12 protein-coding genes are annotated in these 13,566 nt (G+C 38.6%); 2 read left to right on the top strand and 10 right to left on the bottom strand.

Annotation, left to right across the window (positions count from 1 at the left end; translation table 11 throughout):
* The first annotated feature begins 143 nt into the window (after positions 1-143).
* The gene (locus U859_RS0117975) at positions 144-815 is read left to right on the top strand and encodes a 3'-5' exonuclease (protein WP_025144716.1); all 672 of its coding nucleotides are present in this window, start codon (positions 144-146) and stop codon (positions 813-815) included.
* Positions 805-2,256 carry a DUF294 nucleotidyltransferase-like domain-containing protein gene (locus U859_RS0117970; RefSeq protein WP_025144715.1) on the top strand — a complete coding sequence of 484 codons (1,452 nt, stop codon included), beginning with the start codon at positions 805-807 and terminating at the stop codon, positions 2,254-2,256. The genes U859_RS0117975 and U859_RS0117970 overlap by 11 nt, the downstream gene beginning before the upstream one ends.
* A 301-nt stretch (positions 2,257-2,557) precedes the next feature.
* Here U859_RS0117970 and rplT read toward each other — a convergent pair whose 3' ends face one another.
* The 10 genes from rplT to U859_RS0117915 form a co-directional block, all read right to left on the bottom strand.
* Positions 2,558-2,902, bottom strand: a complete 345-nt coding sequence (gene rplT, locus U859_RS0117965) for a 50S ribosomal protein L20 (protein WP_025144714.1) — start codon at positions 2,900-2,902, stop codon at positions 2,558-2,560.
* A gap of 74 nt (positions 2,903-2,976) precedes the next feature.
* Positions 2,977-3,177 (bottom strand): 50S ribosomal protein L35, encoded by a 201-nt coding sequence (rpmI, locus tag U859_RS0117960; protein ID WP_010600880.1) that lies wholly within the window; start codon positions 3,175-3,177, stop codon positions 2,977-2,979.
* A gap of 29 nt (positions 3,178-3,206) precedes the next feature.
* A complete protein-coding gene (gene infC, locus U859_RS0117955) occupies positions 3,207-3,776 on the bottom strand; it encodes a translation initiation factor IF-3 (RefSeq protein WP_025144713.1) in 570 nt (189 codons plus the stop codon).
* Positions 3,777-3,793: 17 nt separating this feature from the next.
* Positions 3,794-5,719 carry a threonine--tRNA ligase gene (thrS, locus tag U859_RS0117950; protein WP_025144712.1) on the bottom strand — a complete coding sequence of 642 codons (1,926 nt, stop codon included), beginning with the start codon at positions 5,717-5,719 and terminating at the stop codon, positions 3,794-3,796.
* A gap of 115 nt (positions 5,720-5,834) precedes the next feature.
* Complete coding sequence (locus tag U859_RS0117945; protein WP_162799984.1) at positions 5,835-6,329, bottom strand: hypothetical protein; 495 nt, start codon at positions 6,327-6,329, stop codon at positions 5,835-5,837.
* A gap of 75 nt (positions 6,330-6,404) precedes the next feature.
* A complete protein-coding gene (locus U859_RS0117940; RefSeq protein WP_029985919.1) occupies positions 6,405-7,493 on the bottom strand; it encodes an acyltransferase family protein in 1,089 nt (362 codons plus the stop codon).
* Positions 7,494-7,649: 156 nt separating this feature from the next.
* Positions 7,650-8,546 (bottom strand): hypothetical protein, encoded by an 897-nt coding sequence (locus U859_RS0117935; RefSeq protein WP_025144709.1) that lies wholly within the window; start codon positions 8,544-8,546, stop codon positions 7,650-7,652.
* An 822-nt stretch (positions 8,547-9,368) separates the two neighbouring features.
* Positions 9,369-10,106 (bottom strand): (Fe-S)-binding protein, encoded by a 738-nt coding sequence (locus U859_RS0117930; RefSeq protein WP_025144708.1) that lies wholly within the window; start codon positions 10,104-10,106, stop codon positions 9,369-9,371.
* Positions 10,107-10,128: 22 nt separating this feature from the next.
* The gene (locus U859_RS0117925) at positions 10,129-11,436 is read right to left on the bottom strand and encodes an MFS transporter (RefSeq protein WP_025144707.1); all 1,308 of its coding nucleotides are present in this window, start codon (positions 11,434-11,436) and stop codon (positions 10,129-10,131) included.
* A gap of 175 nt (positions 11,437-11,611) precedes the next feature.
* On the bottom strand, positions 11,612-13,504 hold the full coding sequence (locus U859_RS0117915) for an ATP-dependent DNA helicase RecQ (protein ID WP_025144706.1): 1,893 nt from the start codon (positions 13,502-13,504) through the stop codon (positions 11,612-11,614).
* Positions 13,505-13,566 lie beyond the last annotated feature (62 nt).

Genomic DNA, 13,566 nt, shown 5'->3' with positions numbered 1-13,566 from the left:
TTTTAATATCTATCTTTTCAGATTGCTTCGTCGTTCCTTCTCAGCAATGACGACCGAATTATGAATATTTTCTGTTACGCAGCTACCGAATAATAATTATCTTTGAAATAACATCGTCCTACTATTTACCTAACCATCTAAAATTGCAGGAATATTTCTTAGTTGTTGACACCGAAACATCTGGTTTGCCCAAAAACTGGTCGGCACCTTATGCAAACGAAAAAAACTGGCCCCATATCGTCCAGATTGCCTGGATTATTTACGATAAGCAGCACAAAGAAATTAAAAGAGCAAACCATTACCTCAACAGTGATGGAATTAAAATGGATAAAGCCGCATTAAAAATCCATCAGATTACTCCAGAATATCTACAGCTTCACGGCGAGCAGAAAGAAAAAGTAATGCTGGAATTTGCCCGGGATATTGAAAAATACCAGCCTTTAGTAATCGGACACTTTATCGAACTCGACTACCACATGGTGAATGTAGAATTAAACCGTATCGGCAAAGAAAGTACATTTAAAAACCTGCCTTTTTTCTGTACCATGAAAGCAAGTTCGCCATACATTACCAATACAGTAATCAGCCACTTAAAACTCGACAAATTTTATACAGTTTTATTTAACGAAATACCTGAAAATGTGCACAATGCATTATCAGATGCTTTGAATACAGCCAAAATCTTTTTTCATCTTTTAGAAACAGATAAAATAAGCTTAACTTCAGCTTACCAGCAAGAACACACTTTTAATCAGGAAAAGAAAAAACCATTTTCGTTTAAAAGGATTTTACAGGGATTTTTTAATGGAAGATAAATTAGCAGATCAGATTTATACCGCCCGCATAGGGGATATCACTTTCAAAAAAATTGTGAGTTGCAGTCCCGGCACCCCTATTTTTGAAGCTGCAATTAAAATGGCAGAACATAAAACCAGCTGTCTTTTTATTAAAAATGATCAGAATGTTTACCTTGGTTTCGTAACCGATATTACACTGAGAGATGATGTGATTGCCAGGCAGTTGGACACCAATCTACCAATTGATGCGGTAATGGATACCAACATCGTCACCATTTCGCCTGAGGCTTATGTATACGAAGCCATATTGATGATGTTTAGCAAAAAATCGCGTTACCTCCTGGTAAACGATAATGGCAACTATCTTGGCTTTTTAAGCAGGAACAGACTTTTGAGCGAACAGGCCGAATCTCCCCTGGTTTTTATTCAATCTGTAAAATCGGCTGTAAATACCAGCGATTTAAAACTAAAATGGCAAAAAGTACCCAATATTGTTGCCCAGCTATTAGCCAGGGGTGTGCATGCTAAAATTGTAAATGAAGTGGTAACTACCATTGCTGATACCATTTCTTTTAAAATTATTGAAGAAGTAATTGATAAACTGGGACCGCCACCTGCTAAATTTGTTTTCATGGTTTTAGGCAGCGAAGGCAGAAAGGAATTGAGCCTTAAAACCGATCAGGACAATGCCATTATCTATGAGGACACTTCAGAAGACAACAGGGCCGCTGTACGCTCCTATTTCCTTGATTTGGCCACACAGGTTTCTGACAAACTAAATTTTGTAGGTTTTGTATATTGCGACGGTGATTACATGGCTACCAATCCAAACTGGACGCATTCTCTTTCGCACTGGAAATACAATTATAAAAACTGGATTGAAGAAGCTTTACCAGAAGCTGCCGTAAAATTTGCAGCTTTTTTCGACTGCAGGGCAATATATGGCGATTTAGACATTATGCAAAGTTTAAGGTCTTTTGTTGATGAGGAACTACAGAAACCCATTGAGAAGTTTTATGTGTACCTGGCCAAAAATGCTTTACTTTACGAACCACCACTTACCTATTTCAGGAACATCAGAACGCAGAAAATCCACAAGAAAGAAGTATTCGACATTAAAACGGCTATGACACCTATTGTCGATCTGGCAAGGGTTTATGCGTTACAGAACAGGATTTTCCAAAAAGAGAATACCGGAGAACGCCTAAAGGCACTTAAAGAATTAGGCGTTTTTAGCGAAGCGCAGTATAACGAACTCTCACAATCCTACTATTACCTGATGGGGTTACGTCTAAAACACCAGGCCAATCTGATTGTCAACGATCAGGCTGCACCAAACAACTTTATTGAAATTGATGCTTTAACTAAAATCGAAAAGGTAACCCTCATCGAAATTTTTAAGATTATCCAGAACTTTCAGAGCGGCATCAGAATGAAATTTACGAATAGTTTGGGATAAGCGCATGGCGTTTGGCGCTAAGCGTTTCCAAGCGATCGTCATGCTGATCCGATAGCTATCGGATTTGTTTCAGCATCTATTATGCCATGAAATAAAATTACACCTAAAGAAAGGCCCTGAAATGAATTCAGGGTGACGTCTTTAGAAGAAATTACCGAAGTAATAAGTGTGCGCTACAAGACTTACGAGGTCTGATAGGCATGGTGCAGGTAGACCTCGTAAGTCTATCCGACAAAACAAAAAAGGTCCCGATTTGCATCGGAACCTTTTCTAAATATGATTATCGCCTAAGCGAAAATTTCTATTTTACTGCATCAATTACAGCTTTGAAAGCTTCTGGGTGATTCATTGCTAAATCAGCCAATACTTTACGGTTTAAACCGATTTCTTTTGAAGCTAGTTTACCGATTAACTGAGAGTAAGAAATACCGTGTTGACGTGCACCAGCGTTGATACGTTGGATCCACAATCCGCGGAATTCTCTTTTCTTAACTTTACGGTCACGGTATGCATATTGCAAACCTTTTTCTACTGTGTTTTTAGCAACAGTATAAACCTTACTTCTTGCTCCCCAATAGCCTTTGGCTAGGTTAAGGATTTTTTTTCTTCTTCTTCTCGAAGCTACTGCGTTTACCGAACGTGGCATGTTGTTGTTGTTTTTTGGTAAGCGGCGTCCAATTTAAGGAACTTTAATGCCTGATACCTGGTGAAATTAATAAATTACTTTCCGATGCAAAGCATACGTTTAACGTTACCTGAATCTGCATCTGTTACAATTCCTGCATTTCCAAGAGCACGTTTACGTTTAGTACTCATCTTTGTTAAGATGTGACTTTTGTATGCTTTGTTTCTTTTGATTTTACCTGTTCCAGTAAGCGAAAAACGCTTTTTAGCACTGGAATTGGTTTTCATTTTTGGCATAACCTGTTTTTTAATTTATAAACCTATTTTTATTTTTTTGCTACTTTAGGCGCAACTGTCAGGAACATACGTTTACCTTCTAACTTAGGTAACAACTCTACTTTCCCTACATCTTCCAAAGCCTGGGCGAATTTTAACAATAAAATTTCTCCCTGTTCTTTGTACACAATTGCCCTTCCTTTAAAATGCACATAAGCCCTAACTTTCTCACCGCTCTCTAAAAAGCTTATTGCGTGCTTTAGTTTAAACTGGAAATCATGATCGTTGGTATTAGGACCAAAACGGATCTCCTTAATTACAGTTTGTTTAGCATTAGATTTAATCTCTTTCTGCTTTTTCTTTTGTTCGTAAACAAATTTACTGTAATCTATAATCCTACAAACTGGTGGTACTGCATTTGGAGAAATTTCTACCAAATCTAATTCCAGTTCATCAGCAAGCGCCAAAGCTTTCGCCAAAGGATAAATCCCCGGCTCAACATTATCGCCAGCTAAACGCACTTCGGGCGATTTTATATACTGATTAATGTTATGCTCTGCTTCTTTTTTCTTAAAAGGTGGACGTGGTCCCCTGTTAAATCCTGGTCTTCCTAATGCCAAATTTGTACTGTTTTAATTTAAACTGTTATTTCTTTTCTTAATAAATTGTTGAATTCTTCCAACGTCATTTCGCCTAAATCTCCCTCACCATGTTTACGTACAGAAACTTTTCCTTCTGCCATTTCCTTATCACCGATAATGAGCATGTATGGGATCTTTTTAACTTCCGAATCGCGTATTTTACGACCGATTTTTTCATCCCGGAAGTCAATCAGCCCGCGAATATCGGAATTATTTAGCTCATCCAAAACTTTTTTTGCATATTCTTCATATTTTTCTGAAATAGGAAGAACAATAAACTGCTCCGGGCTTAACCATAATGGGAAGTTTCCGGCACAATGTTCGATCAGCACGGCGATAAATCTTTCCAACGAACCAAATGGCGCACGATGGATCATTACCGGTCTGTGTTTCTGGTTATCGCTACCAGTATATTCCAGTTCGAAACGCTCAGGCAGGTTATAATCAACCTGAATGGTGCCTAACTGCCATTTTCTACCCAAAGCATCTTTCACCATGAAATCTAGCTTAGGACCATAGAAAGCGGCTTCGCCATATTCTACAACGGTATTTAAGCCTTTTTCTGCAGCTGCTTCGATAATTGCATTTTCAGACAGCCTCCAGTTCTCATCAGAACCGATGTATTTCGCCTTGTTTTCCGGATCTCTCAACGAAACCTGGGCAGTATAGTTATCAAAACCTAATGATTTAAATACATAAAGTACTAAATCGATTACTTTTTTAAACTCTTCTTTAACCTGCTCTGGCATACAGAACAAGTGTGCATCATCCTGAGTAAAGCCACGTACACGGGTTAAACCATGTAATTCGCCACTTTGTTCGTAACGGTAAACCGTACCAAACTCTGCAAAACGAACCGGAAGATCTTTGTAAGAACGCGGTTTTGTTTTGTAAATCTCGCAGTGGTGCGGACAGTTCATCGGTTTTAAGAAGAACTCCTCCCCTTCCTGCGGGGTTTTAATCGGCTGGAACGAATCCTTACCGTATTTCTCCCAGTGACCAGAAGTTACGTATAAATTTTTATGACCAATATGTGGTGTTACTACCTGCTCATAACCTGCTTTAGCCTGTGCTTTAGTTAAAAAGTTAACCAAACGTTCGCGCAAAGCAGTCCCTTTAGGTAACCATAATGGTAAACCCATTCCTACTTTTTCAGAGAAAGCAAATAACTCCAGTTCTTTTCCCAATTTACGGTGATCGCGTTTTTTAGCTTCTTCGATCATCAAAAGATATTCGGTAAGCTCGCTCGCCTTAGGGAAAGTTACCCCATAAATACGGGTTAACTGTTTTTTGGTTTCATCACCACGCCAGTAAGCACCGGCCACATTCATCAGTTTTACAGCTTTTACAAAACCTGTATTCGGAATGTGCGGACCACGACACAAATCAGTAAACGAACCTTGGGTATAGAAGGTAATTTTACCATCTTCCAGGCCATCAATCAAATCCAATTTGTACTCATCGCCTTTTTCAGTAAAATATTTTACCGCATCAGCTTTGCTTACACTTTCGCGCACAAAAGTTTCCTTTTGTTTGGCCAGTTCGATCATTTTGGTTTCAATGGTTTTGAAATCATCCGAAGAAAATTCGCGGTCACCAAAATCTACATCATAATAAAAACCAGTTTCGATTGCCGGACCGATACCAAATTTAGTACCTGGATAAAGCGCCTCTAAAGCCTCAGCCATTAAGTGGGCCGATGAATGCCAAAAAGTTGATTTTCCGGCAGTATCATTCCAGGTTAACAATTTTACTGATGAATCAGATTCGATTGGTCTTGTTGAATCCCAAACCTCGCCATTAACCTCAGCGGCTAATACGTTACGGGCTAAGCCCTCAGAAATTGACAATGCAATTTGATGGGCAGAAGTGCCCTTTTCATACTGGCGGACAGAACCGTCAGGTAAAGTAATGTTAATCATCTACAACTATGATTTAATTTTTAAATAAAAAAGTTTTAAAGATCACTTACAATGTGATTTTATTTTGTGCAAAGGTACGAAATTTATACTGTTATTGATAGAATAACTTAAAAATCTACCTGGCTTGCAGGCCAACTTCGTTGAGGTATGTTTTTTGTATTGCCAGTACATGGTCAGGGTATGTATTCAATTTTTCGTACTTCAACATCAGCTGATCATGTAATTTTTTCTTTTCGTTTATGGTTTTTACCCGCAACATTTCTTGTGCGGTTTTTCCATAATCGTTTATTGCTTTAAGGTAAGCTACCACCCCATCATTAAATTTTTCGGCTGCTTTACCTGGTTTTAAATCAGCAATATCGGCAAGTTCCATTTTTGAATTGTTGACCAGGTTATCTGCTTTGTGCGATAAGGAAATAGAATCCGGAAATCCTTTCATATAAACTTTCGAAGTATCCTTAAAAACACTGTCTGTTTCGTCGATCTGCCTCATCTGGCGCAAAAATATGGACGTTACTTTTTCGTTATAGGCATAATCGTTGGTTGATGATGTACAACTAAACAACAGCATTAAGGAAAGGGATAGCAAAGTAAGTTTTAATGATTTCATATTTTATTGTCGCTTAACTCTTTGTTTAATTATTACTATCGCCATGGTTCGTTTCTCCATGAAACAATCATAACATTAAATCAAAAATTTGGTTTTCAAATATTTACGCAACGGAATATCTATAAACCTCATGATGAGGTAAGATAAAACAATTAAAATCAATACCGAAACAGGAATAACCACCCATAAGGTTGACATTGCAGGTTTAACCACGGCCACATAAGTTAAAAACACCCAAACAAATGGATAATGTGTCATATACAAGGGATATGATATTTCACCAGAAAGTTTACAAATATTTTTTGAAGATGGATTTAATGCTGCACCAGCACCTAAGGCAACCAAAAACGGGAAATAAAACAATACAATTATCGGTTCGGTAATCCAGTTGTAACGATCGGCATAAGGGAATAGAAATGCAGCAAGCAAAAGCACACTCACGCCCAAAAAGCCTAATTTATTTTTAATAATCCAGTTGAAACGGTAAACCAGCATGCCAGCAGAGAAAGAATAAAGTACCCGCGCTCCTCCATCCCAAAAATTTTGTCCGCCCCAGCCGCCGCCTAAATTTCCATTGGGAACCTTTACACCGATATAAACAAGCCATGCCGCCCCGACTAATGCCAAAGCCACCAATACTTTTTTATTCAGTTTGTAAAGGATGATGATGTAAAAAATATTAGCGATATACTCCCAAAACAGTGACCAGGCCGGTGCATTCAAGCAGAACAGATTAGTATATCGTTCAGGCATTACCGGATAAGGAATTAAAAAGGCTGAAGCTAAAAATAACAAAGCCGTTTTTCCAAAACCATAAATGCTGTAAAAATCGCTAAATGGATCGAACAAAAAGGTGAGCAGTCCTAAAACGGAGCCAATAACAACCAGCGGATGCAAACGGATTAACCTCAACTTAAAAAACTGGAATAACCCGATATGTGGCGCACGGTTATCGTATGCATAAGCGATTACAAAACCCGACAAGCAGAAAAAGAAATCGACGGCGAGGAAACCATGCGACAGAAAATTCTTGTTATAATCGGTAATGGCGATTTCCATAAAATGATAAATCACCACAATTATGGCTGCTACGCCTCTTAATCCATCTAAAATCTCAAAATGCTGTTTGGTTGCTAATAGGTTAGTCTTTTCTACTGTAATCACTTGGTTAGGTTATTTAATTTTGTTTCAATAATAACCATTCTCATTTTATATGGCAAATTACGAAGGCAGATGAAGCATAATATTCAAAAATGATACAAAAAAAGCCCTGAAGCTTAAAAGCTTCAGGGCCTGATAGAAAATTATGGTGGTCTTTAATTAATTCATTCCAAATGCTCTTCCCTGACCGCCACCACCTGGCCTGTTCTGTCTAAAACGTTTCATCATGTTCTCCATTTTAGTTTTATATTCTTCAGGAGTGATCAACTTCGCTTTTTTAGGCGCGGTTACATCTTTCGAGCTTACATTTCTATATTCAATGCTTTTGGCAATCGAGCTGTTTCCCCTACCTTCAATGGCCAAAACAGCGCCTTCTGTCCACATATTTGGATTTGGAGAAAAGTCGAAGCCTAAATCTTTCGTATACCAGATTTTAGTTTCTTCCACTACATTTTTATCCATATCCAGGATTTTAATTGCCCGGGTAGATCTTACAATTGCCTGGTGACATGTAAAGCCTAAAATCTGTTTGGTAGAATCAGTTTTAACCACTTCAACAGTTGGTGCCGGAGCTGGTTTTGCCTTTGCAGTATCGTTTGGATTTCCACCGCCCATCCTCATAGAGCCAATCGGACCGGAAGTAGATAAAGTTAACTTACTTGGCATGTAATACGTGGTATTGTTCAGGTCGAAAACCTCGGTAAGGCCTTTATCTGCGAAAGTATAATAGTATTCGCGGTTGCCTCCACCACCACCAAAACGCATCATCATTCGGCCCATTCCGCCGCCACCGCCACCTGCACCATTGCTATCTTCCGTTTCTTCAACAGGCATATAACTGGCGTTTGTAGCGGTAAATAATAACTCAAAATTGGTTTTGCTTGATGAGGGCATTCTGGCTTTCATTTGGTCGGTTAACTGTATACCGCTGGCTGATGCCATAGCGGCCGGATCGATGGTATTTTCGAACTGTATTGCTCCGGAAGTCTTTTTTTGTGCACTTGCAACGCTTGCAATCGACATTACTCCTAATAAAGCGATGAATATTTTTTTCATTATGATTTTGTTTTGTCTGTTAGATACGAAAGCCCTTAAAAGGTTTAACAAAGGTATTGTAGATTATAACGTAAAGCATGTTAAATTGTGTTAAAATCAATAGCAAGATTAGCAGATCGAACTGTTTAAAGGCAGTTGTAATTTATTTTTTACAATTAAGTTTTTTTGAAAAGCAATTGCAGTGGTTCTTCGGTGGCGGTAGTCCTGCCCTCTGCTTAATCCCGATAGAACATACCGTTTAATTTAAAATTGATCTTAAATCGGGATAACGCTGACGGCCAGGTTTATTTTAGAAAAAGCAGTGGTTCTTTTTTACCGAAAAACCTCGCAGGTTTAGTTGTGCTTTACCTTGAATTTAGTTAAAGGCCGATATTTCCCCCGGTCTGTGTCCTCACAGACCGAAATCTTTGATTATAGCCATGATGATCTGTGAGGACACAGACCATGGAGGAAGTTTTTTTGAAAAGCAATTGCAGTGGTTCTTCGGTGGCGGTAGTCCTGCCCTCTGCTTAATCCCGATAGAATATGCCGTTTAATTTAAAATTGGTCTTTAAATCGGGATAACGCTGACGGTCAGGTTTATTTTAGAAAAAGCAGTGGTTCTTTTTTACCGAAAAACCTCGCAGGTTTAGTTGTGCTTTACCTTGAATTTAGTTAAAGGCCGATATTTCCCCCGGTCTGTGTCCTCACAGACCGAAATCTTTGATTATAACCATGATGATCTGTGAGGACACAGACCATGGATAATAATAAAATCCAGTTTATAAATTGACTGATGAGCCACCAGCCTGGGATTGGTGGCTCCCCTTTAGGAGTTGGGGGTTAATATTCTGTACTTTCCAACCACCCATTACAAAGCACATCGGCAATGTGCATGGTTTTTATAGGCAAGTTATTTTTATCAATATAGCCCTGAAGGTGCAAAAGACAAGATAGATCGGTAGAAATAATGTAATCTGCCTGTTGAGCTAAAGCATGATTAACTTTCTGCTCGGCCATGGCAGATGAAATGGCATCGAACTTTACGGCAAAAGTACCACCAAAACCACAGCACATATCGGTATCTTCCATTTCGATCATCTCCAAACCATGTACTTTCGAAAGCAGTTGACGGGGTTCATCTTTGATTTTGCATTCGCGTAGAGCACTGCACGAATCGTGGTAAACCGCTTTACCTTCCAGTTCAGCACCGAAATAATCCTTTTTGGCTACGTTAACCAAAAAGTCAGAAAGCTCCCAGATGTTTGATTGCAGACTTCTGCATTTATTATGCACAATAGTATTGGTAAACAGATCGTTAAATCCACCTTTCACCATGCCTACACATGACGCAGATGGTGCCACCACATAAGTATTTTCGGTAAAATCATTCAGAAACTTTGTGCCTACTTCTTTAGCTTCATCCCAATAACCCGCATTATATGCCGGTTGTCCACAACAGGTTTGCTTTGAATTGTAAGTAACATTACATCCCGATTTTTCCAATAACCTTAAGGTATTAAAAGCAGTTTCAGGATATAACTGATCTACAAAACAAGGCACAAATAATTCTACTTTCATCATATTCTAAACGACTGCAAACTTACAATTTTAGCGATTCTTTAAGTTCGATTTTTCTTAAAAGCACTAAAAAGATTAATCCAACAATAAAAAATGATGCCAAAGCGATAATTGAGAAGCGAATATTTCCGGTTAAATCTTCAATGTATGCAAAGCTGAATAAACCAATTACAATGGCTAATTTTTCGGTTACATCGTAAAAACTGAAAAATGAAGTACTATCTTTTGTATCAACAGGTAAATATTTAGAATAAGTAGAGCGCGATAAAGATTGAATTCCACCCATTATTAAACCCACAATTGCTGCCAATGAATAAAATTGATATTCAGTTGTAATGTAATAGCCATAAACACAGCAACCGATCCATACTAAAACAACCATAATAAGCACATTAACATTGCCTATTTTTTTAGCGAGAAACGACATCAGCATAGCACCCGGAATGGCTACTAACTGAATAATTAATATTACGGCAATCAGTTTTGCAGTTCCTAATTTTAAGGTTTTTTCGGCAAAACCTGCCGCTGCAAGCATAATGGTCTGCACACCCATCGAATAGAAAAAGAAAGAAAATAAAAATCCCTTCAGTTTGTTGATCTGTTTTAGCTGTCCCCATACTTTAGATAGCTCACTAAAACCATCTTTAAAAATATTGGTTTTTACTTTATCATTTTGCGGGGTTCCATTTGGAAGTACTTTAAATGGAATCTGCGAAAAGCCAATCCACCATACACCAACCAGTAAAAAGGACAGTCGGGGTGGAAATGATGCATCGTTAATGCCAAACCATTCCGGTTTTAACACAAACAGAAAACAGATTAATTGTAATATTACCGAACCAATGTAGCCATAAGAAAAACCTTGTGCACTTACACGGTCCTGATGCTCTTCTGTCGCAATTTCAGGCAGGTAGGAGTTGCTAAACAATACCCCACCTATATAGCCCATAGCTGCCAGAGCGAATAAAATAATGCTCATTTCGAGGGTATCCAGTTTAAAGAAATATAAACCGATACAGGCTAATCCACCCATATAGGTAAAAAACTTCATAAAGGATTTTTTATTCCCCCTTCTATCTGCAATAGATGAAAGCATTGGCAGAGCAAAAGCCATAATCAAATACGCAAATGATAAGGCGTAATTAGAAAGAGAAGTGTTGATATAAGTCCTTCCGAAAAACTGCACCTTATCGCCATGCTCTTTTGTGGTGGTAATAATGGTGTAATAAGCCGGGAAAATGGTAGAGGTGATGACTAAGTTATAGGCAGAGTTTGCCCAATCAAAGAATGCCCATGAGCGGATGGTCTTCTTATTATTTTTTGTTATCATTTAGTTTTTTCGCTTCGCTGGTGATTGCGTTGATTAATTTGATTCCACTGATTAAATAGTTCATTACAAAACTAATACTTTATTGGTAACTTAACTGGCATTTTTCTCACATCTCACATCTCACATCTCACATCTCACATCTCACATCTCACATCTCACATCTCACATCTCACATCTAAAGATAATATTTCTTCCCATCTGTTTTTATTTTACCCGCATCTAATAATTCTCTAATGGCATCAATTCTTTCAGCTTCAGCACCATTTTTAATATTGGTAACCAGATCATCAAGGCTAAGCGGTTGCTGTTGCAGTAAAGAAACAATCTCAAATTCGATCTCCTCGCCCATTTGACTTTGGTTCTCGGCTCTTTTTTCTGCCAGACAAACATCGCATACACCACATTTTGTAGCATGGTGTTCATCAAAATAATTCAGTAACTGAACACTCCGGCACAAATTAGACGAGGCATAACCTACCACCGCATTAATCTGTTTATGCAAAATTTCTTTTCTTAGTCCGAGGTATTTTACATCCAGGTCAAAATGATCCATATCTACCCGTGGCCTAACATATTGCAATTGCGGTTGATCGGTTTGTTGAGTGTAGGTAAGCAATTCGATGCTCTGCAGTTTATTAAGGAGCGCGACAATCTCTTTATAAGAAAGTCCGGTTTTTTTGGCCAGATCGGCTTCATTGATTTTCACAAAACCATCAAAAGCGCCGCCATGTGAGCGTAAAATGGTTTTGATAATGCCATCATAAGCTTTGTTTTCGATCTGAAAACGGTAAACATCTTCATGACTAGCGATAAACATCATTCTTGAAGGCAGAAAAACACTTTCTGATAAGGTGAGGTAACCATCGTGCTCCAAAAATTTAAGTGCAGAAATTGTTTTTAATACACTTACATTAAACCTTTTACAGAAATCGGCAATATCGAAATTAAAGGTTAAACCTTCGCCAGCACCAAATGCCAATTGAAAGTAATTGCCCAGGTAGTGATAGGTTTTTCTGATTTCATCCGGTGAAGGAAAGCTATCTAAATATCGGGATTCTAATCCCAAAATATCAGACTGATTAGCCAATAGCACCGCATAACTCCTTTTTTCATCGCGTCCTGCCCTTCCCGCTTCCTGATAATAAGCTTCCAGACTTTCGGGCAGGTCTAAATGCACCACAAAACGAACATCGGCTTTATCGATACCCATTCCAAAAGCATTGGTAGCCACCATGATGCGGGTTTTATTGTTTTTCCACTCTTCCTGTTTCAGGAAACGAACATCGCGTTCTAACCCGGCATGGTAAAAATCGGCTTTAATCTGATTTCTGTTAATAAAATTGGCTACCTCTGCGGTTTCCCTCCGGTTACGCACGTAAACCAGGCCTGTTCCTTTCACATTCTGGCAGATATCGATCAGTTTTTTGTATTTATCTTCATTACCAAAAACCACGTAACTCAGATTGTCCCTGGCAAAACTTTTAACAAAAACCTGTGGGTCTTTCATTTCCAGTTTCTCGATAATATCCTTCCTTACAAAATCAGTTGCCGTGGCGGTAAGTGCCAGCACCGGAACATTAGGAAGAATTTCGCGGAGTTTTGCAATCTGTTGGTAGGGAGGCCTAAAATCGTACCCCCATTGCGAAATACAATGTGCTTCATCAACCGCAATCAGGTTTACATTCATGTACGAAATGCGCACACGCACCAGATCAGCCAATAAACGCTCGGGAGACAGGTAAAGAAATTTAATTTTGCCGTAAATGCAGTTGTCCAATAAAATATCGATTTCACGTTTCCCCATCCCTGCATAGATGGCAATAGCTTCAATTCCTTTCGATTTGAGGTTTTCTACCTGATCTTTCATTAAGGCAATTAAGGGAGAAACTACGATGCAAATTCCTTCTTTGACTAAGGCAGGAACCTGAAAGCAGATTGATTTGCCCCCACCCGTAGGCAACAGCGCTAAACTGTCATTTCCTTCTAAAACCGAGGTAATAATGTCTTGCTGCAGTGGTCTGAAAGCCTGGTGTCCCCAATATTTTTGTAAAATCTCTATTGCTGTCATAAATCGGCGGTATCAAAACTATACATTTAATCCAAAATCGCCACTTATTATTGTTAGAAATT

The sequence above is a fragment of the Pedobacter jeongneungensis genome, assembly GCF_000633455.1.
Taxonomy (GTDB): Bacteria; Bacteroidota; Bacteroidia; order Sphingobacteriales; family Sphingobacteriaceae; genus Pedobacter; species Pedobacter jeongneungensis_A.
Note: the sequence above shows the minus strand (reverse complement) of the source record. Positions and strands in the feature narration are given on the sequence as shown.

Bases quoted from the DNA above. Each gene is read 5' to 3' on its own strand.
- U859_RS0117930 (WP_025144708.1), bottom strand. From the start codon at position 10,106: ATGAAAGTAGAATTATTTGTGCCTTGTTTTGTAGATCAGTTATATCCT.
- thrS (WP_025144712.1), bottom strand. From the start codon at position 5,719: ATGATTAACATTACTTTACCTGACGGTTCTGTCCGCCAGTATGAAAAG.
- rplT (WP_025144714.1), bottom strand. From the start codon at position 2,902: ATGCCACGTTCGGTAAACGCAGTAGCTTCGAGAAGAAGAAGAAAAAAA.
- U859_RS0117915 (WP_025144706.1), bottom strand. From the start codon at position 13,504: ATGACAGCAATAGAGATTTTACAAAAATATTGGGGACACCAGGCTTTC.
- U859_RS0117945 (WP_162799984.1), bottom strand. From the start codon at position 6,329: ATGAAATCATTAAAACTTACTTTGCTATCCCTTTCCTTAATGCTGTTG.
- U859_RS0117970 (WP_025144715.1), top strand. From the start codon at position 805: ATGGAAGATAAATTAGCAGATCAGATTTATACCGCCCGCATAGGGGAT.
- U859_RS0117925 (WP_025144707.1), bottom strand. From the start codon at position 11,436: ATGATAACAAAAAATAATAAGAAGACCATCCGCTCATGGGCATTCTTT.
- U859_RS0117935 (WP_025144709.1), bottom strand. From the start codon at position 8,546: ATGAAAAAAATATTCATCGCTTTATTAGGAGTAATGTCGATTGCAAGC.
- rpmI (WP_010600880.1), bottom strand. From the start codon at position 3,177: ATGCCAAAAATGAAAACCAATTCCAGTGCTAAAAAGCGTTTTTCGCTT.